This window comes from Erythrobacter sp. F6033 (assembly GCF_023016005.1).
In the GTDB taxonomy this organism is placed as follows: Bacteria; Pseudomonadota; Alphaproteobacteria; order Sphingomonadales; family Sphingomonadaceae; genus Erythrobacter.
Map to the genome: position 1 here is coordinate 1,210,180 of NZ_JALKAZ010000001.1, position 23,434 is coordinate 1,233,613.

The 23,434-nt window shown below is 55.2% G+C and carries 16 protein-coding genes; 9 read left to right on the top strand and 7 right to left on the bottom strand.

What is annotated here, in order from left to right; genetic code table 11:
- Positions 1-170 precede the first annotated feature (170 nt).
- A complete protein-coding gene (locus MWU39_RS05720; RefSeq protein WP_247159031.1) occupies positions 171-794 on the top strand; it encodes a glutathione S-transferase family protein in 624 nt (207 codons plus the stop codon).
- Positions 795-828: 34 nt separating this feature from the next.
- Entirely contained in the window at positions 829-1,917 is a 1,089-nt protein-coding gene (locus MWU39_RS05725) for a DUF2855 family protein (RefSeq protein WP_247159032.1), read from the top strand.
- Between the two features lie 12 nt (positions 1,918-1,929).
- Here the strand turns inward: MWU39_RS05725 and MWU39_RS05730 are convergent, their stop codons facing one another.
- Both MWU39_RS05730 and MWU39_RS05735 read right to left on the bottom strand, forming a co-directional pair.
- On the bottom strand, positions 1,930-2,763 hold the full coding sequence (locus MWU39_RS05730) for an SDR family NAD(P)-dependent oxidoreductase (RefSeq protein ID WP_247159033.1): 834 nt from the start codon (positions 2,761-2,763) through the stop codon (positions 1,930-1,932).
- Positions 2,760-4,526: a D-aminoacylase gene (locus tag MWU39_RS05735; protein WP_247159034.1), complete on the bottom strand. Its 1,767-nt coding sequence runs from the start codon at positions 4,524-4,526 to the stop codon at positions 2,760-2,762. Before MWU39_RS05735 ends, MWU39_RS05730 begins: the two co-directional genes overlap by 4 nt.
- A 69-nt stretch (positions 4,527-4,595) precedes the next feature.
- On the opposite strand from MWU39_RS05735, the gene MWU39_RS05740 reads away from it, so the two are divergent.
- On the top strand, positions 4,596-5,504 hold the full coding sequence (locus MWU39_RS05740; RefSeq protein WP_247159035.1) for an alpha/beta fold hydrolase: 909 nt from the start codon (positions 4,596-4,598) through the stop codon (positions 5,502-5,504).
- A gap of 4 nt (positions 5,505-5,508) precedes the next feature.
- Here MWU39_RS05740 and MWU39_RS05745 read toward each other — a convergent pair whose 3' ends face one another.
- The 3 genes from MWU39_RS05745 to MWU39_RS05755 all read right to left on the bottom strand — a co-directional run bounded on the left by MWU39_RS05745 (position 5,509) and on the right by MWU39_RS05755 (position 9,734).
- Positions 5,509-6,915 (bottom strand): MFS transporter, encoded by a 1,407-nt coding sequence (locus tag MWU39_RS05745; RefSeq protein ID WP_247159037.1) that lies wholly within the window; start codon positions 6,913-6,915, stop codon positions 5,509-5,511.
- Positions 6,916-7,032: 117 nt separating this feature from the next.
- On the bottom strand, positions 7,033-7,884 hold the full coding sequence (locus MWU39_RS05750; RefSeq protein ID WP_247159039.1) for an alpha/beta hydrolase: 852 nt from the start codon (positions 7,882-7,884) through the stop codon (positions 7,033-7,035).
- Between the two features lie 110 nt (positions 7,885-7,994).
- Entirely contained in the window at positions 7,995-9,734 is a 1,740-nt protein-coding gene (locus tag MWU39_RS05755) for an alpha/beta fold hydrolase (RefSeq protein ID WP_247159040.1), read from the bottom strand.
- A 155-nt stretch (positions 9,735-9,889) separates the two neighbouring features.
- On the opposite strand from MWU39_RS05755, the gene MWU39_RS05760 reads away from it, so the two are divergent.
- From MWU39_RS05760 to lepA, 3 genes are all read left to right on the top strand, one after another.
- Positions 9,890-12,115: an EAL domain-containing protein gene (locus MWU39_RS05760; protein WP_247159041.1), complete on the top strand. Its 2,226-nt coding sequence runs from the start codon at positions 9,890-9,892 to the stop codon at positions 12,113-12,115.
- A gap of 224 nt (positions 12,116-12,339) precedes the next feature.
- Positions 12,340-14,457: an EAL domain-containing protein gene (locus tag MWU39_RS05765; protein ID WP_247159042.1), complete on the top strand. Its 2,118-nt coding sequence runs from the start codon at positions 12,340-12,342 to the stop codon at positions 14,455-14,457.
- A 68-nt stretch (positions 14,458-14,525) separates the two neighbouring features.
- Positions 14,526-16,343, top strand: a complete 1,818-nt coding sequence (lepA, locus tag MWU39_RS05770) for a translation elongation factor 4 (RefSeq protein WP_247159043.1) — start codon at positions 14,526-14,528, stop codon at positions 16,341-16,343.
- A 36-nt stretch (positions 16,344-16,379) separates the two neighbouring features.
- On the opposite strand, the gene MWU39_RS05775 is transcribed toward lepA, so the two are convergent.
- Complete coding sequence (locus MWU39_RS05775) at positions 16,380-19,430, bottom strand: SIR2 family protein (RefSeq protein ID WP_247159045.1); 3,051 nt, start codon at positions 19,428-19,430, stop codon at positions 16,380-16,382.
- A gap of 83 nt (positions 19,431-19,513) precedes the next feature.
- A complete protein-coding gene (locus MWU39_RS05780; RefSeq protein ID WP_247159046.1) occupies positions 19,514-20,371 on the bottom strand; it encodes a hypothetical protein in 858 nt (285 codons plus the stop codon).
- A gap of 261 nt (positions 20,372-20,632) precedes the next feature.
- Between MWU39_RS05780 and MWU39_RS05785 the strand changes: the two genes are divergently transcribed.
- The 3 genes from MWU39_RS05785 to MWU39_RS05795 all read left to right on the top strand — a co-directional run bounded on the left by MWU39_RS05785 (position 20,633) and on the right by MWU39_RS05795 (position 23,398).
- Entirely contained in the window at positions 20,633-21,538 is a 906-nt protein-coding gene (locus MWU39_RS05785; protein ID WP_247159047.1) for a CsgG/HfaB family protein, read from the top strand.
- 23 nt (positions 21,539-21,561) lie between these two features.
- The gene (locus MWU39_RS05790; protein ID WP_247159048.1) at positions 21,562-22,482 is read left to right on the top strand and encodes a hypothetical protein; all 921 of its coding nucleotides are present in this window, start codon (positions 21,562-21,564) and stop codon (positions 22,480-22,482) included.
- Positions 22,483-22,591: 109 nt separating this feature from the next.
- Entirely contained in the window at positions 22,592-23,398 is an 807-nt protein-coding gene (locus MWU39_RS05795; RefSeq protein WP_247159049.1) for an outer membrane protein assembly factor BamD, read from the top strand.
- The last annotated feature ends 36 nt before the right edge of the window (positions 23,399-23,434 follow it).

Below are 23,434 nucleotides of genomic sequence, written 5' to 3' on the forward strand. Positions count from 1 at the left end.
GCCGATCTTGGTCCCTTGGGCAAAGATAACCGCTGAACAATCGGCATTCGGCTTTGTCCGACTGGTGTTGGGTCAGCCAGAGGTTGGCGTTTTGCGTCTTCAGCGTCGACTAGCGGTCCGCATCTCATCGGCGTCAGCTGGCCAGCTGATCTTGCCGTCCTGAATAGGTAGTGGCTCAGGTCCGCATCTTCGGTACGGTCATTTCGACCTACACCCGCATCGTTCAGATCGCTTGTGAAGAATCGGGCTTAAGTCACGAAACTATCGCAACTGCTGCCAGGTCGCCGCAGAACCGGCATCCGTTCAGCAAGGTGCCTGTGGTCGAGGTCGACGGCCTAGAGCTGATCGAAAGCGTCGCGATCGCGAACTACATCGACAATGCGCACAATGGCGGTGCATTGCAGCTTTCCGATCCGGCTGCCCGAGCGGTTAGTGAAAAGTGGGTCGCGATTGCCAACAATTACCTGTTCCCGCTGTTTGAAAACGGTCTTGTAATGCCGTGGATTATGCACACGGTCGCTGGGTTTCCTCTGGAGCGGGAAAAGATCGAAGCCGCACTGCCAAATATCAGCCGCGCGCTTGGCTTTGTCGAAGCGGAAATGAGCGTTGATGGTGCGTGGACAGCAAACGGTTTTTCCATGGCAGATGTATTTCTCTACCCAGTCTTGCGAGGGCTTCAGCTTACCCCGCAAGGTAGAATGGGCATCGCGCAATGCGATCATATTTCTCAGTGGATGACAGCGTGCGGAAAGCGACCATCGATCCAAGCTACACGGTGGGAAAGCGAGCCGTGATGCGTTAGGGGTATCGTCAAATAGGAGAAACCCCATGACCATTCAGCAAGTTCACGTCAAAAAAGACGAACTTACCCAAGCCGATCTCGTCCATGTTGAGCTGACCGACCTTGCAGACGGCGCTGTCCGTCTGGAAATCGAGAGCTTTTCCGTCACGGCGAACAACATCACTTACGCGGTTGTCGGCGACGGTTTCGGATATTGGAACTTCTTCCCCGCGCCCGAAGGCTTTGGGATAGTTCCGATGTGGGGACACGCCAAGGTGATCGAAAGCAACCATGATGAGTTCGCTGTTGGCGAGCGCGTTTACGGTTATCTCCCGATGGCGACCCATCTGGACGTGCAACCGGGCAAGGTTTCTGCATCCAGCTTTACGGATATGACCGATTATCGTCAGCCGATGAGCCCGATCTACAATCAGTATTCGCGCCTTGCCGCTGACCCCGAGCACGATGCGTCGCGTGAAGCCGAGCGCATGATCTTTGGCCCACTGTTCAAAACCGGATTCCTGATCGAATACTTCATGCGCAATGAAGATTGGTTCGGCGCGAACCAGGTGATCCTGACCAGCGCTTCGTCCAAGACAGCAATGGGTCTGGCGAGCGTGGCGCAGCAGAACTCGCCAGGCATTAAACGCATTGGTTTGACATCGGCTGGGAATGTCGAATTCGTCGAAAAAACAGGGCTTTATGATAAGGTTGTGTCATATGATGAAGTCGGAATGCTTCCGATTGCGGAAAGCGTCACGGTCGACTTTGCGGGCAATGCCAGCCTCCTTGCCAATCTGCATGAGCATTTCTCCGACACGCTGAAATATTCGTGCCTCGTCGGGGCTACTCATATCGAAGAGCGCGGCAGCGGCGGCATGACCGATGATCGCGGATTACCCGGCCCCAAGCCTAAATTGTTCTTCGCGCCCGATCACGCTGTTGCTTTCTTCAAAGAGCACGGCCCCGTTGAAGGTGGCAAGCTCGTTGGCAAAGCGTGGCATGGCTTCCTCGGTTCGACCGAAGGCACCGTCGATGTCGTGAAACATTCGGGTCTCGAAGCGGCGAAAAGCGTCTATCTGGAAATGATTGGCGGCAGCGTTGATCCGGCCAAAGGCATCGTGATTGAGCCTTAGTAGGCAGGTGCTTTAGCCATCCCTCTGTGATGGCACAGCATAATCAAATAGCCCGCTACGCTGACCCGCGTGGCGGGCTTTCATTTTTTGGGCTGTGTCGGCTTCGGTTGGGATGATGCACCATCCGCCGCCATTGGCGAGGGTGGTGTCCAGGCCGCGCTCCAGAACTTCAGGTCCGGGCTGTGCACGCCAGTGATCTCCGAGTGCATCAGGGGCCTCGCGCGCGCCGCCAAAGCGTTCGGGCCGGGCCTGCGCCGCGTTCCAGATTTCTGTGTTGAGGATGCCGGGGCAAAGGATTGTCACACCAATCTCATCCTCGGCAAGTTCGGCTGTCAGCGCTTCACCGATGGCCGCAGTCATCTGCTTTGTCGTCGCGTAGAGGGTAAAGGGGCCGCTTACAGGCGTAACAGAGGCGGAGCTTGCGGTGATCCCGACATGCCTGTTCCCGCTCAGTTTTTTAAGCGCGGGAAGCCATGCTTGCGCAGTGTAGACTGGCCCCATCACGTTGACGCCCATCAACCAGTCGAATGTGCGCGGTTTTGCGGTGCTGACATTTTCCGCGCTGCCCACGCCTGCGTTGATCCACAGCAGAGACGGCTCAACACCCTGCGCGATCAGCTTTTCGGCGACGCGCGCGGTCTCCTTGGCATCGGATACATCGCATCCGTGCGCACGAGAATCTGGTCCGCATAGGCGTGCGGTCTCTTCGGCTTCATACGCGTCAATATCCAGTGCGCAGATACGCATTCCCTTGGCTGCAAAATGCTGCGCCAGCCAACGACCGATACCTCGACCTGCGCCCGTGATTACAGCCCAATCACCGGGCGCAGGGGAGTAGGCTGTCATTCAGCCGCTTCCGCAAGCTCCGCACGTTGCGGGCCGCGGATCAGCCCTCCGGGTGTTTCTCCGGTCCATTTGCCATCGCGGAATGTCACTGCGCCGTTCTTAATCGTGCAGACATAGCCATCGGCCTGTTGCAGCAGGCGCTTGCCGCCTGCGGGAAGATCAAACGCCAGCCACGGACGGCCCAGCTTGATCGCGTCCATGTCGATGACATTCAAGTCAGCGAGATAACCCGGCGCGATCACGCCGCGATCTTCCAGACCATAGAGAACAGCCGTGTCTCGGCATTGGCGTTTGATCGCGTTTTCTAGGCTGATCCGATCACCGCGCTTGCGGCTCTTTACCCAGTGTTCCAGCATGAAGGTAGGCGATGCTGCATCGCAGATCGTGCCGCAATGCGCGCCGCCATCGGATAGAGAATTTACGGTGTCATCCGCGTGTTGGAGCGGATGAAGGAAATCGAGATTGCCGTCGGCGTAGTTCAAAATCGGCAAGTAGATAAAGCCGGTCGCATCGTCAGCGCACAACATGTCATATGCGTATTCCTGCGGATCAACACCGGCAGCTTGCGCGCGCGCATTTACACTGGCGGTTTCATCCGGCTCATAATCGAAATCCGGATCCATCTCGTATTGCAGCGCCCAGCCTTGCGTGATCACCATCACCACACCGATGATGTCCATCGGAGCTTCGCTGTAATCGTTGGCTTCTGACAAAAGCTGTTTCTTGAACGCAGGATCGAGCAGCTTCGCTTTCTGCTCGGCCCATGGCAGTTCTTTGATCGTTTCCCAGCTTGGTCGGAACGCAAACGGGTTAACTGTGCCTTGCCACGCCATGATGATGCCGTTCCCGCGCAAGGCTATCTGCGCGACGATATTTGCGCCGTTATCGTTCTCGGCGCGCATCGTTTCGATTTGTTCTTTAAGCGGCATTTCCTTGGCGATGGATTCCAGCGCGGCGAAAGTAACGGGAATGCCCGCCTCTCGGGATAGTTTGCCCATCCATTCGAACTCGTTCCAGTCGCGTTGCAGGTCGCTCGCCATTTCAAACACGGCATGGCCGCCTTGGTCCTTGGCGCGGCCCATCGCTTTCCCGATTGCGACCAGTTCTTCCGGCGTTGCTGTGGTGCCAGGGACAAGCTCGCCTTCCACCGACTTGTGAAGCACTGTGCGCGAAGTCGAGAAGCCAAGGGCACCAGCGCGCACGCCTTCCTCCACGATGTCGCACATTTTGGCGATGTCATCGTCGGTAGGCACAGCACCGGGCTGTTCGCGGTCTTCGAGCACATAAGCGCGCACTGCTCCGTGAGGCACATGGGTGCCGATATCGACGGAGCGCGGCAGCTTTTCCAGCGCGTCGAGATATTCGGGGAATGTCTCCCAATCCCATGTAATCCCCTCGGCGAGAGCGGTGCCGGGGATGTCTTCAACCCCTTCCATCAGGCTGATCAACCATTCATGACGGTCAGGCTTGGCAGGGGCAAAACCGACACCGCAATTGCCCATTACGACCGTTGTGACGCCATGCCAGCTGGACGGGGCCATCTCCTGATCCCACGTCGCTTGGCCATCATAGTGTGTGTGAATGTCGACGAACCCGGGGGCGACGACCTTGCCCGATGCGTCGATTTCTTCAACCGCATCGCCGCGCACTTCGCCGACTTGCGCGATAAGACCATCCTTGATCGCGACATCGCCGGTAAAACGCTCTGCGCCTGTTCCGTCGACGATGGTCCCACCGCGAATGATAAGATCGAAGGCTGGCATGGTTCTCTCTCCCAGTTTCTATTTGAGACTGGCTTATCATAATCGCAGGATGCCTGCTACGTTTTCACGATGAGCATGAAACCAAGTGGACCGCAAAGCTGGACGCCCGATGCCGATAGCGGGATTTCGATCGATTTCGTCGAAGCGGGCGAGCTGACATTCGAAGTGGCGCAGGCGGGCGAGGGTGATCATCTCGCGCTGTGCCTCCACGGCTTTCCCGAGCTCCATTTCAGCTGGCGGCACCAAATGCCGATGCTGGCCGACATGGGATACCGGGTCTGGGCACCGAACCTGCGCGGATATGGCGGTACATCTCGGCCCGAAGGCGTCCGCGAATATGCGATGGACAAACTGACCGGAGATGTCGCGGCGCTGATCGAGGCGAGCGGGGCCAAGAAAGTCACTCTGTTCGCGCATGATTGGGGCGCGATCATTGCTTGGGCCTATGCCATCACGCGCGGCCATACGCTGGAGCGGTTGGTGATCATGAATGTGCCGCATCCGCAGGTGGCAATGCGCGAGATCAAACATTGGCGGCAGCTCAAGAAAAGCTGGTACATCTATTTCTTCCAGCTGCCTTGGGTGCCGGAGGCATTCCTTGGCCGCAACGGAGGCAAGACCGCGGGCAGGTTGATCGAAAAGACGAGCTGCCGGCCTGAATTGTTCGGGCCGGAAGTGCAGGCGATCTACAACGGGGCGGCCATGCGACCGGGTGCGCGTACCGCGATGGTCAATTATTACCGCGCGCTCCTGCGCCATCGCGGCACGCTGGATATGAGTGACTTCAAGGTTGAGGTTCCGACCCTGATGCTGTGGGGCGAAGAGGACGTTGCGCTCAATATCCACTGCACCGAAGGCACCGAGGAATGGGTGCCCGACTTTGAGCTAAAACGGTTTCCCGGAATATCCCACTGGGTTCAGCAAGATGCTCCAGATGCAGTCAATGCGAAGCTGAAAGAGTGGTTGCCGGGCGCGTAAGGTCTCAGGCCCGCTCAGGCATTCTAACGAATAGCAACACCGCCAAACCAATGCCGAACAGCAGGCAGATCGACGCCATGCCGACCCGTTGATCGTTGAATGCGGTGGTGAACAATTCCACCAGCAAAGGCCCCATCCAGACCGTGATCGTCCCGGCAATGGCGTAAAGTCCGAAAAACTCTCCGCTGCGCCCTGCCGGAGCGAGCGTAACCAACATCGCGCGGCTCGAGGAAATACTGGCTGTTACCGTGACTGCGACTACGCTGATCAGACTAAGATAGGTGAGGTCGGACAGGCTCTGGAACACCAATCCGTCCCACACCTGATAATTCTGCATTGCTCCAAAGAACAAAGTGTCCTGCGTTAGCGAAAGCTGCGCTGAAAACGCGATCACCATAACGACAATCTCGATGATGAGAGCGTTTTTCACGCCCACCTTACCGTCTAACCAGCCGCCGAAAATGCCGCCGAGAAACGCCCATGCTGAGCCGAAAATCGCAAAGCACAGCATTTCGAGAAAGCCCCAATCAAGAAACAGCGCGACGTAGACCGCACTCAAGGCGAGCAACGCTGCCATACCGTCTTGGTAGAACATGCGCGCGATTAGGAACTTCATCAGATCAGGGTATTTGGTCGCCTCGCGCAAGGTTTTCAGAACAGTTTGAAAGCCGCTTACAAAGGCCGCGCGCCAGCTTGCGCCGGGAACGCCAGGATCCTTTGCGTTGAGGAAAAACGGGATCGAAAATGTCACCAGCCAAACCGCGCAAATCGGTCCCGCGATCCGTGCATGGTCGAATGTGGTCAGATCCATGCCAAACTGAGGCTCCGCGAATGGCCACTGGATCGCGCCTGGCAGGATCAGCAACAGCGCAAGCGCGACAAAGATCAGCACTGCCGCCAGATTGCCAAGCCCCAGTCCCAGCCCCGAAATCATCGAAAGCCGCTCGGGCTGGCCAGAGACCGATAGCATCGCGTTGTGCGTCACTTCGGAATAGGTGTAGCTGACATAGGCCGCGACCAGCAGGGACATGATCGCCCAAACAGGCAGGCCTGCACCTCCGGGCTGCGCAAACCACAACATTCCCGAACAGAGCGCGATGGTGCCCAGAAACACCGCCAAAAGCGGCTTTAATCGCCCGCCGCGATCAAGCGCTGCGCCCAAAAACGGGGCAGAAAGCGCGGCGATCAAGCCTGCCCATTTGGTCACAGAGGCGATTGTAGCTTGCCCCTGCGCATTGGCGGTTCGCAATGCTTCGTCAGGCCCCAGAGCGTCTAACTCGCCGCTTGCGAGCAAGTCTGCGCCGATAATGTCTCGCGCAAAGTACGGCGCGAAGATGTAGATGACGATCAGGATGTAATAAGGATTACGAGCCCATTCGAAAATGGCCCAGGCGAACCCTGTCTTGCCCAATGCTCCTCCCGATCCGTGATGGGGCCGAATAAGGGCGGAGTCCGCCTGTGGTGTGGCTGTCGCTATCGCATCTCTCCCTAGCCTCCGCCTCAATCGGGTAGATGGCTAATCACTTCACTACGCTGCTTCGCGCTCTTCTCCGCTCGCTGAACGGTCTAGAAATTCGCGCATTGCTGCGGTGCATTGCTCTTTGTGAGAAAGCAGGAACAGGTGTCCGCCGCCTTCCATCACGACGAGCTCGCTATCGGGAATGAGCATGGACAGAAACTTGCCATTGGCGAGCGGCACGATGGCATCGTCATCGCCCATCATGATGAGGGTTTTCTGCTTGAGCAGAAATGGTAGCGCCGGTGCGCTGGTCCAGCCAAGCATACACATCAGCTGATACATATAGCCGCGCGGGGAGGGTGGTTTGAGCAGGGACATGTGCCCCTTCTTGCCCTTCGTCTTGCCTAGACCTTCGCCGTAAAGCGTTTCGAAGTTCTTCAGCATGTAATCGGTGTCGATGTAGCGGCGCGGATTGGCCATCTTGGTCAGCGCCTTCGGGCTGCCCGGAACCATCAGCATGCCGGCGCTTGTCGCGATCAGAACGACGCGGCGCGTGCGGCTCGCGTGTTGCATAGCAAAATGTTGGGCAATACCGCCGCCCCAGCTGATGCCCATTACATCGACATCACCGACGCCGAGTTGGTCGAGCAGTTTTGACGCGGTCCAGCTAATGGTGAAGGGGTTGTACGGTATTGTCGGATCGGGCGATTCGCCCACACCCGGCATGTCAAACATGATGAAAGCGCGCTCTGGAAGTGCATCGGCCAATGGCGCAACTGCTTCGATATTCGCGCCGATCCCGTTGAAGAAAAGCACAGGCAAATGCTCGCTCGGCTCATCCAGCCGCCATGTAGCAACCCGTAGCGTCCGTCCGCCCACCTGCTGCATAGATACCACGGCGTCTTTTAAGACATCAGACATGTAATTCCCGTCCTTTTTTCACGCTTCGGCACGGCCTGAAACGTGGGCTGGAGGGTCCTCCTTAAGGTGGCCTCCAACAAGTTCTAATCTAGTGTTGGATACGGGCCCTATCAGACTTCCTCTACGACGTAGAGTCCGGGTGCGGGGTCTGTTGGTTTGTGTTTGGTGCTGCCAAGTTTTTTTGGCGCCGATTTCATCGGACCTGAGCGCTTTTGAATCCATTCCATCCAATACGGCCACCAACTGCCTTTGACCTCTTCCGTTCCTTGCAACCACTCGTCCGCGGTGTCGGGGAGTTTGCCCTTCTTCTTCTGGACGAAGTATTTGGCTTTCGGATTGCCAGGAGGGTTCAGGATAGCCTGCATGTGACCTGACTGGCTTAAGACATATGTGACGTTTTTCGACCCGAACAGCTGGGTCGAACGATAAGTCGCTTTCCACGGAGTGATATGATCGGTCACGCCGCCAAGGATGAACATGTCCGAAGTTACCTTGGATAGGTCGACCATGTGATCGGCCATCTCGACTTCGCCTTGCTTGGTAAAGGCAAGTGTTTCGAACAGTGTCAGGAAATCGCCCATCAAGCTGGCCGACAGGTTTGTCGCATCGGCATTCCAATACAGCACGTCGAAAGCTGGTGGATCCATGCCGAGCAGGTAATTGTTGATCACATAGTTCCAGATGAGATCGTTCGGCCGCAGCCATGCAAAGCCGCGTGCGAGATCATCTGCCTTGATAATGCCTGCTTTTGCGGCGCGTTGGCGGGCAAGAGCAGTACCGTTCTCGCTAACAAGCGACGCGGCTTCGATATCGGTCTGTTTCGGGTGAAGAACGCAAACCATCAGAGTCAAAGTGCCGAGAATGTCGTTGTTCGTTGCGGCAAGTTTCGAAGCGAGGACCGATGCGGTTTGGCCACCTGAGCAGCCAGCCGAAACATTGACCTTTTTCGATCCGGTGATTTGCGAAACGACCTCAAGCGCCTCTTCGCACGACGCAATGTAATCGCCGAGGCCCCAGTGGCCTTGGTCTTTCGATGGATTGCGCCATGAAATCACAAAAGTCTGAAGCCCGTTATCAACCTGCCATTTGATGATCGATTTCTCCGGCGACAGATCATTGATGTACATCTTGTTGATCTGAGGCGGGATCGTTAGCTGCGGGATTTCATGCACTTCATCGGTGATCGGCGCATATTGCACCAACTCGTACATTTCGGTGCGGTGGACCACGGAGCCTTTGGATGTCGCGATGTTCTCACCCAGCTTGAAGGGGCGCTTGTCGACCTGGCTGACCATGCCCTTGTTGTGGACCAGATCGTTGTAGGCATTCTGCAGGCCTTTGATCAGCGACAGACCGCCGGAATTGATGATCTGTTTTTGCGCGATCGGGTTGCCGGCGAGTGTGTTGGTCGGCGCAAGTCCATCAAGGATGATGTTGGCGATAAAGTTCGCCCGGTTGCGCTCCAGCTCATCCAGCTCAAGTTCTTCGAGCCAGCTGCGCATGCCCTTTTGCACGGCGAGATAATATTGAGCGCCCGCGCGGAAAAACGGGTTGAACTGCCACGCTGGGTCCTGAAAACGTTTGTCCTTAGGGTTGGGCGCAAGGTCGCTTTTGCCGGTCAAGATTTTGACCATGTCTTCGCTAAACGATTTGGCATGCTTGAAAGCACGGTTCGGATCCGAAGCTGTTTCTCGCAACAGGAGCGCGACGGCGCTCACAAAGTCCTCACGTGCAACTCCAATCAATGGCCCCAAGGCGTTGGTGGATTGCGCAGCTTCGTTTTCGAGCTTGATCGTGCTGTCTGACATAAGGTCCCCTCTTGCGGTCCGTTCTTCGACGGACCTTTTCATTACATCGCAGTCATGCCTTTTGCCCGAGCAAGTTTCAAGCGAGTCTCGAACAGGCGGTTTATGCCTAGTCATTGGGTTAATTGATCTTAGCCATTCCTCAACTTGTCTCCGTGTAGAGAGCGCAATCAAGATTTTGCTTGGGAGTGGTCCTGGTAATGGGCGGATTGTTATCACGGTTTGGCGGGGCTCCGCAGAAAGCGTCTCCGCCAGAGGGCGAGGACGCTCCCCTTGCGCCAATTCGTTCCTCCGATGTTGAACGCCGTGCCGGGTTGCTCGATAGCCTGGAGAAATCTGATCTTGGGTGGTTCTGGGCAAGCGATAGAGCGGGCCGACTGATTTATCTGTCCGGCCCAGCTGCTGAACGGATATCCGAAAGCACTGAAAGTCTTTTAGGGACAAAGATCAGCGAACTTTTCCTGGATGACAAAGACGCCGAGGACTCTTCAACCCAGCGCCCACTAAAATTCCAACTCGCTGCTAGAAATTCGCTGCGCCCCACAATTGTCAAAATAGAACGCGGCGGGAAAACCAAATGGTGGGAGATTTCAGGCGCGCCAATGCTTGCCGATGGAGACGCATTTAGCGGCTATCACGGCATTGCGCGCGACGTCACCGCGACGATCGCCAGTCAGCGTAACGCAGAAAAACTCTCACGGTACGATTCGCTCACCGGGCTCGCCAATCGGCATCGTATAACTCACAAGCTTTCTGCAACGCTCAGCGCGTTTCAAGTCGCGAAGCGCAGCTGCGCGACGATGCTACTTGATCTGGACCGTTTCAAGCAGGTCAATGACACGATGGGTCACCCCGCCGGCGATGAGCTGCTTAAACAGGTTTCACAGCGCCTAACGCGTATTGTCGGCGATCAAGGTGAGATTGGCCGGCTGGGCGGCGATGAATTCCAGATTTTGTTACCGGACGTTGAAGACCGCGCTGTGCTTGGCGAATTGTCAGAGCGGATCATTCAGATGCTGTCGCAGCCATACTCGATCAACGGTATGCGCGCCGTCATTGGTTGCTCTGTCGGTGTCGCTGTTGCCCCATTTGATGGAATCGAAAGCGAGGAACTGATCAAAGCAGCCGATCTGGCGCTTTACGCAGCAAAAGGCGGAGGCCGCGGCCAGTTCCGCTTCTATTCCAGCGACCTTCGCGACAAAGCAAGCCATCGTCATCAGATCGAAGAAGATCTTCGCGACGCGCTTTCCAAGAATGAACTGGAAATGCACTTCCAACCGATCGTGAGCGCTGACGAGCACCGCGTCGTCTGCGTTGAAGCACTGATGCGCTGGAATCATGCGGAACGCGGCATGGTCTCGCCTGCGGACTTTATCCCGGTGGCCGAAGAAGTCGGGATTATCCGCGAACTTGGCGAATGGGCGATCAATGATGTCTGCCAAAAAGTTGCAAGCTGGCAAAGCGGGATTTGCGCTGCGATCAATGTTTCAGCTGTCCAGTTCGCATCGGATAATTTCTTCGATATCGTGAAGAAGGCTCTGCAAAATTCCGGCGTTGACCCTTCACAAATCGAACTGGAAATTACCGAAAGCGTCTTTGTAGGCGATATCGAACGTGCGCTCAGAATGTTCCGGGAGCTAAAAGAGATTGGCGTGCGACTTGCGCTGGATGATTTCGGAACCGGCTATTCGTCGCTCAGCTATCTGCGTGATGCACCGTTCGATAAGATCAAGATCGATCAGAGTTTTGTTCGCGGGTGCACCGAAGAGGGCAACAACAACGGAGCGATTGTATCTGCCGTTGTAAGTTTGGCCAAAGCGCTGAACATGGAAACAGTCGCGGAAGGCGTCGAGACAAAGGACGAACTCGAAGCGGTTGTGTCTTTTGGCGCGGCGCGCATTCAGGGTGCTCTATTTGCGCGGGCAATGCCCGAGCAGGAACTGCGCGAGCGATTGGATAAGGGGGCCTTGCTCTTTGAACCGAAAGGGCCGGAAAAGTATCGTTCGGATCGGAGGACTGAGTTCCGGAAGATTGGACTCATCCATGAAGACAGCCGCTACAGCGTGTTTTTGCGAAACCTTTCCAAGACAGGTGCGAAAATCGAAGGTCTACTCGACGTGCCGATTGGGACTGACATAGTTCTGGATCTTGGCGGCGGGCAACTTGCAGTCGCGAAAGTGCGCCGTTCAGAAGGGTTCAGTCAGGGCGTCGAATTCGAGACAGCATTGGTCAGCGATGGAGCGGACGGATTGTGCACTCGGCACCGCGTTTCTCCTTATCAAATCGAAGCTGCTGGACGTCCTTTGGGTGCTCTGAATGATCTGGCGGTGGCCGCGATCACTGGCGCCATGAGCAAGAGCCCGAAAGCGTTTATTGAAGTCGATATGAGCGTACCAGGCGAACAAATGGCCGCACAGGCTTACTGATACGGTAAGGAATTACGAGATTTCTGGCCGTGCGATTGGCGCATTTGCGTGCGTTAACTTGCCATCTTAGCAAAAAAATAACCAACCGAGTTTACCAGTGATTGAGAGCTGGAATGACCCGGCGTCGAATAGTTGGAGGAACTGCGCAGGTGCCCCTCAAGGGTCTCTTGTCATCGAAGAGCGGAAATTTGCTCCGCAATATTCGATCCGAAGCCGCCTCGGAGATGTCCGATGGCGAACGTTTGGCGATGCTCGATGAACTTGAGCAGTCAGGGCTCGGTTGGTTCTGGGCCAGCGATTCAGAAGGCAATCTCACCTATCTCAGCGGCGCTATCGCTGATCGGCTGGAGATCCCCCTCGAAGCCTTGATTGGAAAGCCGCTCGCGAGCGTTTTCGTACCTGTTGATGGTGAAGGCCAAACAAAGTCGCTCGCTCTGATGCATGCAGCTCGTAAGGCATTTTCTGGCATCGCAGTTAGAGCCGTCGATCGATCAGAAGGAGCGGTTGTCCGCTTGGCAGGACAACCTGTTTTCAAGGACGGCAAACACTTCTCGGGATTCCGGGGAACCGGTGCTGACATTACCGAAGAGTACCACCGTGAGGCCGAAACCGCTCGGCTAGCGAAATTCGATTCCCTGACGGGCCTTCTCAACCGCCATCGCATGGCACAGCAGATCGAAACGACTTTAACCGCTTTCAAAACTGCAAAGCGTGACTGCGCGATCATGATGCTCGATCTCGATAAGTTCAAACAAGTGAACGACACTCTGGGTCATGCGGCTGGTGACGAACTTTTGAAGCAAGTTGCAGAGCGGCTTCGGCGGGCAATCGATAAGGATTGCGAGATCGGCCGGCTGGGCGGCGATGAATTTCAGGTTTTGCTTCCGGATATCGATGACCGCGGCGTCCTTGGAGACATCGCTTCAAAGATTATCACGATGCTTAAACAGCCTTACTCCTTGGAAGAGGGGCGATGTGTCATTGGTGCGTCTGTGGGGATCGCCATTGCGCCGCATGACGGGGTCACCTGTGACGAAGTCGTTCGCTCTGCCGACCTTGCTCTTTATGCTGCCAAGAACGGTGGGCGTGGTCAGTATCGGTTCTTTTCCTGCGATCTCGAAAACGAAGCAATTTTTCGCCGCCGTCTCGAAGCCGATTTGGGCAAGGCCATTCGCGAACAAGAACTGTTTCTCAAATACGAACCGATTGTTCATGCCAAGACACAGGAGGTCTGCGCCTTGGAAGCGCATATCTGTTGGAACCATGAGCAGCGCGGCGAGATTGACGAGGAAGAATTCGCTTTGATCCTGGAGGATTCAAGCCGGGTTATCGAAGTCGGAAAATGGGCAATCACGCAAGCATGTGAACACGCGGCAGAATGGCCCGATACCATACGCGTTGCAGTGAATGTTCCTGTTCCGCTGTTCAATCATAGCGACTTTGTCGAGTATGTGGCCGAGGCTTTGCAAACCGCAGATATGCATGCTGGGCGGCTGGAGCTTGAGGTCAATGAGGCTGTATTCTTCGGCGATACCAACCATGTTGACCGCACGCTGGCCCAGTTGTTCAAATTGGGTGTGCGCCTGACCCTGGACGAGTTTGGGAGTGGATATTCTTCACTGGCATATCTGCGCCGCGCGCCTTTTGATGCGATCAAAATTGATGAGAAGCTTCTTGCCGAAGCTGACCGGCACGACAGCCGTGAGTTGAGCCTGGTCAAAGCGATTGTAGCGCTTTCCGGTGCTTTGGAAATGGACACCATCGCCAACGGCATCGAAACGAATACATTGCTCGCGTCTTTGCTCGATTGCGGTGTGAGTTTTGTCGAAGGTCCGATATTCTCCGACCCAGTCGATAAAGATACCGTCGAAGCTGAGTTGCTAGGCGAGGGATGGACCATCCAGCCATGCGGCGATCGCACGAAACGGGCACGCCGCAGAACTGTATACCGCAAAATCCATGTCATCCATGCCGATCATTCTTACGAAGTGACTCTGCGCAACCTTTCAAAAACTGGCGCCCTTATCGAAGGGCTTTCGGACGTGCCAAAGGGAACGCAATTCGTGGTCGACCTTGGCGGCGGACAACTTGCCGTCGCGACCGTAATTCGTGCGATGTCAGACAATCAAGGCCTCGAGTTCGAACAGCCATTGGTCGATGATGGCTCAGGGGGGCTCTGCACCCGCAACCGCGTCTCACCGTATGCGCTTGCTTCGGCAGGGGCACCATTGGCAGCACTGGCACCTGGAAGCTATAAAGGCATGGAAGGTGGCATGCTGGATCAAAGCGCCAGCATGCCCAAGTTTGGCTACGCTTCCAGCACGGTGAACGAGGCGGCATAACCGTATCAGGCGAGTGTTGCGATTTTCGCGAATGACAATGCTTGGCATGCCCGCTAAATGGGCGGGAAATGACTGACCTTTCCAAAATCCGTAACTTCTCGATCATTGCTCACATTGATCATGGCAAATCCACGCTGGCTGACCGGTTGATCCAGTTTACGGGCGGCCTGACAGAGCGTGAGATGTCCGAACAAGTTCTTGATAATATGGATATCGAGAAAGAGCGCGGTATCACCATCAAGGCGCAGACCGTGCGCCTCAACTACACCGCCAAAGACGGCGAGACCTATCAGCTCAATCTGATGGATACGCCCGGTCACGTGGACTTCGCCTATGAAGTCTCGCGCTCCCTCGCCGCATGTGAAGGTGCGTTGCTCATCGTGGACGCTGCGCAAGGCGTCGAGGCGCAAACCCTTGCCAACGTCTACCAATCGATTGAGCACGATCACGAAATCGTCCCCGTCATCAACAAAGTCGATCTGCCTGCCGCCGAACCGGAGCGTGTGCAGGAGGAAATCGAAGAGGTTATTGGCCTCGACGCATCCGAAGCCGTGATGACATCAGCCAAAACCGGCATTGGCATCGAGGAAGTGCTCGAAGCGGTCGTCGCCAAAATCCCACCACCGAAAGGCCAACGCGATGTCCCGCTCAAAGCCTCTTTGGTGGATAGCTGGTATGACCCGTATCTCGGCGTCGTCATCCTCGTCCGCGTGATTGAGGGGGTTTTGCACAAAGGGCTCAACGTCAAATTCATGCAGGGTGGCACACAGCACCTGATCGACCGCGTCGGCTGCTTCACCCCCAAGCGCACCGATTTGAACGAGCTTGGCCCGGGCGAAATCGGCTTTATCACCGCGCAGATCAAAGAGGTTGAGCAGGCCCGCGTCGGTGATACGATCACCACGGTGAAGGGCGGTGCAACGAAAGCGCTGCCCGGATATAAAGAAGTTCAGCCGGTTGTGTTTTGCGGCCTCTTCCCCGTGGATGCCGCGGACTTTGAAAAGCTGCGCGAGAGCATCGGCAAATTGCGGCTTAACGATGCCAGCTTTAGTTTTGAAATGGAAAGCTCCGCCGCGCTTGGTTTTGGCTTCCGCGCTGGCTTCCTCGGTTTGTTGCACCTCGAGATTATTCAGGAGCGCCTCAGCCGCGAGTATGACCTTGATCTGATCACCACCGCGCCCTCGGTCGTTTACCGCCTGCAATTGGGCAAAACGAAGAATGAAGACGCGAAGGAGATCATGCTCCACAACCCCGCCGATTGGCCGGATGTAAACCGCATCCAGATGATCGAGGAACCGTGGATTAAGGCGGTGATCTATACCCCGGACGAGTATCTCGGCGCGATCCTGAAGCTGTGCCAGGACCGGCGCGGGGTTCAGACCGATCTGACCTATGTCGGTGGCCGTGCGCAGGTGACATATGAGTTGCCTTTGAACGAGGTTGTGTTCGACTTTTACGACCGGCTGAAGAGCATTTCGCGGGGCTATGCCAGCTTTGACTACGAGCAGATCGGACTGCGCGAAGGCGATCTTGTGAAGATGAACATCCTTGTGAACAATGAGCCGGTCGATGCCCTATCGCTGATCGTGCATGCAGGGGTCGCGGAAGAGCGTGGTCGCGGCATGTGTGAGCGGCTTAAGGATTTGATTCCACGGCACTTATTCAAGATTCCCGTCCAAGCAGCCATCGGAGGCAAGATCATCGCCCGCGAGACTATCGCGGCGATGCGCAAAGACGTGACCGCCAAATGCTATGGCGGCGATATTTCGCGTAAGAAGAAACTGCTGGAGAAGCAGAAAAAGGGTAAAGCCAAGATGCGCGAATACGGCAATGTGAGCATCCCGCAGGAAGCGTTTATTGCTGCGCTGCGGATGGGGGAAGAATAGGGGGCAATTCGTACAATTCGTACAATTCGATCCAATCTAGTTTCTGAGCCATTTGTCGACCAGGCGACGGGCAGCGTTTTCGGTCATGGGCTTCGCATCTGGCTCCTTAATAGAGTTTATTTGATCAGATAGTTTTCTAACCCTCATTGGAGCTGCGGCGCCTAATTGGCGTGCTGCGTCGACAAAGAACGCAATAGCCTCTTCAGTTCGTCCGTTTGTTTGATGTATTTCACCGATCCAGGCCCGAGCATAGGCCCGGTTCGACATAGTATTCGCGGCGTTGTCCCTTTCAAGGAGCCGCATTGATTTGCGGTAACAACGCAGGGCGTCGTCTTTCTGGCCCATCAAGTGTAGGCAGCGCCCAACATTTCCATAGAGTGGGCCATTCCCCTTTGAAAGATCGTTTCCATCAAGGATTTCTTCCAATTTATGTTCACCCAAAAAGATGTCTAGCGCATCGTTGCATTCACCTGAGTCACGGAGTGCCAACGCCAGATGATGCTCACAGTCAAATGCGGTATCGACCTTAGTCCTTGCTTTAAGGTCGACACCTTTTTTGGCCCATTCAACCGCATCTGCAAAATTTTGCCTTTGCCATGCTGAGTAAGCGCGAATGTCACACAAGTTGATAAAGCGAGCTGTTTTCTCAGGAATCGTACTCGCGTAGCGATCGATGAGATTGTCAGACGCAGTATATTCGCCCAACTGGTCCAACGTTTCCACTGTGACGCGTACCAAATCATCGAATTGCTTGTACTTTGAGGATGCGGTCTCCCAGTCGATTGCCTCTAGTAGCAATCGGCATACACGCACATATTCTTGAATATGACCAGAACCCAAGAACGCATCTTCTGCATCTGAAAGTGTCTCGAAAGCGTCATCATACATAGAAGCAGAGATTTCTAATTCGGCTTTTTGGGACCAGCGCTCCAGCAATGGGTAAGGCAGGTTTACGCCCAGCAACGATCCAATTGATCCAATAATGCTTTTGTATTGGTTGATTACTACACGTATGATGTCGGTACGTTCAGATCTGGCGTAACGTTTCCTTACAAAGCTTCGAACGAGTGGATGAAGATCGTAAAGGTCAGGTGCATCATTTTGTGGTTTGACTACAATGAGATTGAAAGAAATCAGCGATCTGATCGCGCGTTGAAAGTTGTTTTGCGTTAACTGGGCTGAGGAAAATTTCGCTACAGTTTTTTCTGTCTCGGGCCTGACTGCTTCGGCCATAAACCTCAAGAGAGTTTTCTCTCTCATGGCAAGGGTCTCCCAAATTGATGACAGCACGTCGGGGCCATCCTCTCTGCCCCTTCTTAGGTCGTCAATAAGACTACGTAGCAAGGTGCCGGGAACGTTGTTTACTTGCACTGCAAGGAGGTCCAGCCAGAATGCATGGCCGTTTGTAATAGCGTGAACTTCAGCGATATCTTCACTGGGAATAGAGTGATTCGCAATCCGTTTTGCAAACAACTCTTCTGCTTCGCTAAGCGAAACCCCCTTGAGGGTGAGCGTCAGGCAAGATGATGAAGTATATTGAACGGGTGGACGACAGGTTAAAATAAGCCGGCTGCTCGTGCCAGAGGTTGAGAATTTCTGGACAAGCAGATCTAGTAATCCGATGAACTTCTTATTCTCTAGGTCGACATAGCTGTCTACATTATCAAATACCAGTACAGCATTTTCACCGTGCGTTATATCTGAAAGTACCTCTATCAGTTCCAAGTCATTTGCTTCTGACAAATCCTCAGAATTTATCATTCCGTGGGAAAATCTAGCGATAATTTCAACTATTTGTGTTCGGATACGGTCACTTTGTTCTTTACAGTCTCGCCAGTCCCAAAGCCTGTATTGGCTTCCCGATTGTTGCAACGTTGAAATGTAATGAGATGCCAAAGCGGACTTACCTTCGCCGCCAAGCCCGCCAAAGATTACCACTTTAGCCTTAGAAGTCTCAAGAGCACGCAATTCCCCCTCTCTGCCTACCCAAACCTCGACATTTGGTGGGCGATCACATTCCAATGGTGAAAGGTTAAAAAGCCTCGCTCTACGAGAAAGTGAACTACTAGCTAATTTATTATCTTCGAGCGGAATGTCACCGGCCAATAGTGGATTGGTAGCTTCCCATTCGTGAAGTAATTTGGGTAAAAATGAATGACAATCGATGCCAGCGTACAGTGTTACGCGACCCTTTGCGATCCCTGGTTCTAGAGTGCGTCGAAGGTCTTCGGTTATTATTGGTTCTTTCGAAAAAAAAGTCCAAATAATCTCTGGAAGAATATTCTTATTTTTGACAGCAGTCCTAAGTGCCTCTGTGAAAATGTCATTCCAACCTCCATATGCCATCACCACAACAATCTTATCTGCAACGATCTTCAAAAAATCATTTGCAAGCTGAGGTCGATCTTGAAGTAACTGAGTCGGCGTATGAAGGGTGTCAGATCCGTGCCAAAAACCATGCATGTGGATTACCTGACAGCCGCGAGCTTGACTGTCGAATAGAGATCCATCGCTGGAAAGAGTTGTTCTCCATGCATTTCCCCCGTTTTTTTGTATTGCAATCTCAAGCAATGGATCGAAATTTGAGGTAATGATCGCGTTTCCGAACGGAGATGGATAATCGACAATTAGCTTTGAAAGCGCATTAACACCTTCGTTGATCGACCAAAGATTGGGATCATTTTCGAATGATTGGAGCTGAGACGTATCTAGTCCCGAAATGGTGTCCGAGCTCGCTTTATCGGTATTAACGATCAAGGCTGTTGAGACCGCTCTTTTTACAACGCGGTTAGCTGCGTCTTGACCACGCCGACTTACTAGAAAGTCGAAGGCTGCTTGATAGCGATTTTCATGCTTCGCAAGGTCATTCTCTAACTTCTTGATCTGGGCCGGTTTTGAGGAAAACTCTTCACGAATTAGATCAACAACTCCCTCGACATCTGTAACGCCTGAGTGTTCATCTGTTGGTGCAGTAATCGGTGCACCTACTACAAATACAACACCCTTGTTAGATTCTCCAACTCCTTCATGTAATCTATAAAGCAGCGCGTCTTCGTCATAAAATCTAATTTTCGAATTATTTTTCAAAACTTGATTTCTCCGGCGAAACTGTATTCGCAGCGTATGACCGAAAAATCGAGCTATTCAAAGAGCAGTGCAGAGATTTATCTTCACTCCCAGCCATCATCCTTAAGCGACCAAACAGTCTTAGGCGGCTTCGGCTCCACCACCTTCTCCTCGGGCGGCACGGCATTCACCTGCTCCCTCGGCCCTTCCAGCAGCGTCCGCCGCGCTTCTTCCTCGGCCGCAATCCGCCCCATATCGCGCGTCTTTAGCGCGTCGTAACGCTCCCACGCTTCGCGGGTGTCCTCGGACAGGGCCTCCCATTCTTGTTTCCGGCGATACTCGGCGGCGCGGCGTAGGCCTTCTATCTTGGCGTCGATGCTCGCGCGGATTTCCTGCGGGGAGGGAGCGTTGGCTTCGGCTTCCGCCTCCATCTCGGCGCGGATTTCTGCTTTTAGCTTTCGGCGAAGCTGCTTGGCTCGCCGCTTCTCCTGCATTGTTTCGATCGCGTCGGGCTTGCGCGGCGAAGGCCGGGCATCGGCAGCAAAGCGGCTTGGCGCGCGGTTTTTCAGCAGGAACATCAGCAGCCTGTCATTATAGACGCGGCGCGTGCCGACGATTTCCCCCGCGTGATAGACCGGCTCCTCCACACCGTTCAGCGCGCGGTCCATCGCAACATCTTCGATCCGTGCAATGCCGAGGTCGAGCGCGGCCTCCCATGCTTTGCGAAAGCTCTCTGCCTCGGGATGGCGGCGCAATTTGTAGATATGGTGTTCGCCGACGCCGAGCCGGCGGCAGGCGGCGCGGACGCTTCCGGTTTCGGCGAGCAGTTCGATAAATTCGCGCTGGCGCGCGGCGCTCCATCCGCCATTGCGCATGCGTTGACGCGGGACGGGGGTGAAATCGGGAATCTGGCCAGCGGGGACGGGGAGGCGGGCTGTGCGGGGATTGGCTTTGCGGGGCATTGTGTTCCTTTGCGCACGCCATCCGGCGCGCGATTTCCTCGGCCCTTTGGGCCTGCGGGCGCCCGGTCAGGCTTGCGGTCCTGCGGACCGTTTGGGTTAAGCCAGAAAAACCCCGTGTAGGACAGAGCAGCTTCGGCCATCGCAAATAATGGGCGCAAACCCTCGATTATTGAGCGATTGCAATTATTTCTCCCGAAAGCTGGTGGTGCGTCGCTCTATTTGTCGATAAACATAGCGAATCATTGCATCGGGGGATTGCTAGTGTTTGTTCGTCTCGTCGCCGCGTTTGTGGCTCTTTTTCTTGTCGTTCCTGCCGCCGCGCAAGACAAACCGATTGTCGGTATTGCGCAGATGGAGGACTTGGCCAAAACTGGTCAGGCCGATAATTTTGTCGCCATGCTGGAAACGGCGATTATCGGCAGCGGAAAGTTCCGGATTATTGAGCGGGCGCGGCTCGCGACTCTGATGAAGGAACAGGGGCTGGCCAATGGCGGGGTCGTTACGACCAACCGCCCCGGGCAGACAGGCGGGTTCGAAGGCGTCGATTACCTTATCTACGGCACGATCACCTCGGTTTCCGCCGTGAACAAGTCCGATTTCGGCGGTTCGCTGCTGCGCGGTGTGCTTGGCGGCAACCGCAACCGCAATCAGGAATGCTACCGCACAAATGTAAGGATGGAAGCCGACATCCGCATCACCGATACGAACACAGGTGAGGTGCTGTTTGCCAAGCGGATCAGCGAGCTTCAGGAATCGGCGACTGTGTGCGGAGGCGGGCAACAGATCGATAGCTCTGCCCTGATGCGTTCGGCTGCGGATAATGTTGCCACGGGTCTCGTCACAACATTGTATCCGATCCAGGTCGCAGCTGTTCAGGGGAACGGGACTGTGATCCTCAATTACGGCGAAGGCGCTGTGCAGCGCGGCGACTATCTGATGGTCTATGGCGAAAGCACCAGCATTCCCGATCCATCCGGCAATGGCATGATCGAGATTGACGGCGAGAAAATGGGCGCGTTGCAGATCAGCGAAGTCCAGACGGCGTTCTCGCGCGCTATTCAGGTTACGGCATTCAGTACGCCGCTCGGTGTGGGGGCGATCGCACGACCGACGGACAAGGACACCGTGAAGGCAATGCAAAAGTCGCAGCGCAAACGTCGCCGTTGATTGGCTCACCTGGGGGAATGACAATGTGGAAGCTCGCAATCACAGGCGCGCTCGCCGCTGCCGCAACACTCGGTGCCGGTGGTGTCGGGCACGCGCAGGAGCGCGTCTCCGTCAATGTCGGGACCATCACCAGCACTCAGACTTGCGCGTATTTCCGGAACTATTCCGGCAGCAGGCTGCGTTATAGCGAAGCGGAATATGCGCGCTGGTGGGGCGCGGCGGCGGCTCGCAATTATTACCTGTCGCACACCACGTGGAGCAGCTGGGTCTATAAGGACTGCCAAACCAACTTTCAGAACCTGAGAAACACGGTTGAAGGTGCGCTTGCATCGACGGGCAGGTTGACCACCGGTCGTGGCGGATACACGCTGGACATCACGATCAGCGACATTGGCCAGACACCGCCGGCAAATTCTCGTCCGGTTCGCGGTGAAAATTCCTATCGCACCAGCTGGGGCACCGCGACAGCTACGGTTTCGTTTACGCTCAAGGATAGCGCGGGCCGCAACATTGATGGCGGTGTTCTGACGAAGCGGATCGAGATGTCCCGCACGCTCAACACCGACACCCTCCGTGTCCGTACGTCAGAGCCCGGCGCATCCGTTTACGACCTGATGCAAAACGAAGTCGCTCTCAGCCTCGCGCGCGATGTGACCTTCGCGATTGACCCAATGCGGGTCGTCGGCGTCGAAGGTGATCTGATCGAGATCAATTATGGCCGCCCGATGCTGCAATTGGGCGATCGGTTGGATGTGAAGAAGACCCGCGGGATCGGTTCGCTGCGCTACCGCGTGATCTCAGCGAGCGAAACCGACGCGGTTGCCGAGATTGACGGTAACAACGACACTTCGGATATTGAACCGGGCAACACCGTTACATTTATCGAGAAAGATTCCGACGCTGCGAATGCCCGCCGGCTGCAGGGTAAGCGCATCCGCCGGTAATTCCGAGCAAGCGGACCGAAGCCTGGCCCCAAGCGCTCGCAAAAATTGAATGGGGTAAGCGCGCCAACTTCACTTGGCGTTCACATGCAGCGCGGCTATACGGCTTCCCATGTTCACGACATTCCGCACACCGATCCTTCGCGCCGCTCTGCTCGGCACCGCAATCACCGCCACGGCCGCCTGTTCGGGAGGCTCTGCCGAAGAGGATGTTGCCTACGTCGCGCGCGATGTCGAATCGCTTTATGCGGAGGCTCAGCGCCGCCTTGATCGCGGAAACACGCTGCTGGCTGCGGCCTTGTTTGATGAAGTGGAGCGTCAGCACCCTTATTCACCGTGGGCCCGCCGTGCGCAGTTGATGAGCGCGTTCAGCTATTACATCGCCCGCGATTACAACAAATCGATCCGCAATGCGCAGCGGTTCCTGTCGATCCACCCGGGCAACAAAGACGCGCCATATGCATATTACCTGATCGCGCTCAGCTATTACGAGCAGATCAGCGATGTGAACCGCGATCAGAAAATCACCGAGCAAGCCAAATCGGCTCTGCGCGAAGTGAACCGCCGTTTCCCGCAAACCGAATATGCCGCCGATGCGCGTCTGAAACTTGACCTTGTCGACGATCACCTCGCGGGCAAGGAAATGGAAATCGGTCGCCATTATCAGCGTTCCGGCCAATGGCTCGCCTCGGCAATCCGGTTCCGCAATGTCGTAGAGAAATTCGATACGACCAGCCACACACCCGAAGCACTCTATCGCCTGACAGAGAGCAGCCTTGCACTCGGTCTGCGTCAGGAAGCGGTGAAATACGCCGCTGTTCTGGGTGCCAATTATCCGGGCGATGAGTGGTACGAAAAGGCATATGAGCTGGTTCAGGACGAGGCACCGGAATCGGTCGCCTCTGTTGGCGGCAACTAAGAAGCCGTTCGCATTGGGGCCAATTGTGGGGATTGC

Bases quoted from the DNA above. Each gene is read 5' to 3' on its own strand.
- MWU39_RS05790 (WP_247159048.1), top strand. From the start codon at position 21,562: ATGTGGAAGCTCGCAATCACAGGCGCGCTCGCCGCTGCCGCAACACTC.
- MWU39_RS05750 (WP_247159039.1), bottom strand. From the start codon at position 7,884: ATGTCTGATGTCTTAAAAGACGCCGTGGTATCTATGCAGCAGGTGGGC.
- MWU39_RS05735 (WP_247159034.1), bottom strand. From the start codon at position 4,526: ATGCCAGCCTTCGATCTTATCATTCGCGGTGGGACCATCGTCGACGGA.
- MWU39_RS05760 (WP_247159041.1), top strand. From the start codon at position 9,890: ATGGGCGGATTGTTATCACGGTTTGGCGGGGCTCCGCAGAAAGCGTCT.
- MWU39_RS05795 (WP_247159049.1), top strand. From the start codon at position 22,592: ATGTTCACGACATTCCGCACACCGATCCTTCGCGCCGCTCTGCTCGGC.
- MWU39_RS05730 (WP_247159033.1), bottom strand. From the start codon at position 2,763: ATGACAGCCTACTCCCCTGCGCCCGGTGATTGGGCTGTAATCACGGGC.
- MWU39_RS05725 (WP_247159032.1), top strand. From the start codon at position 829: ATGACCATTCAGCAAGTTCACGTCAAAAAAGACGAACTTACCCAAGCC.
- MWU39_RS05780 (WP_247159046.1), bottom strand. From the start codon at position 20,371: ATGCCCCGCAAAGCCAATCCCCGCACAGCCCGCCTCCCCGTCCCCGCT.
- MWU39_RS05755 (WP_247159040.1), bottom strand. From the start codon at position 9,734: ATGAAAAGGTCCGTCGAAGAACGGACCGCAAGAGGGGACCTTATGTCA.
- MWU39_RS05740 (WP_247159035.1), top strand. From the start codon at position 4,596: ATGAGCATGAAACCAAGTGGACCGCAAAGCTGGACGCCCGATGCCGAT.
- lepA (WP_247159043.1), top strand. From the start codon at position 14,526: ATGACTGACCTTTCCAAAATCCGTAACTTCTCGATCATTGCTCACATT.
- MWU39_RS05765 (WP_247159042.1), top strand. From the start codon at position 12,340: ATGTCCGATGGCGAACGTTTGGCGATGCTCGATGAACTTGAGCAGTCA.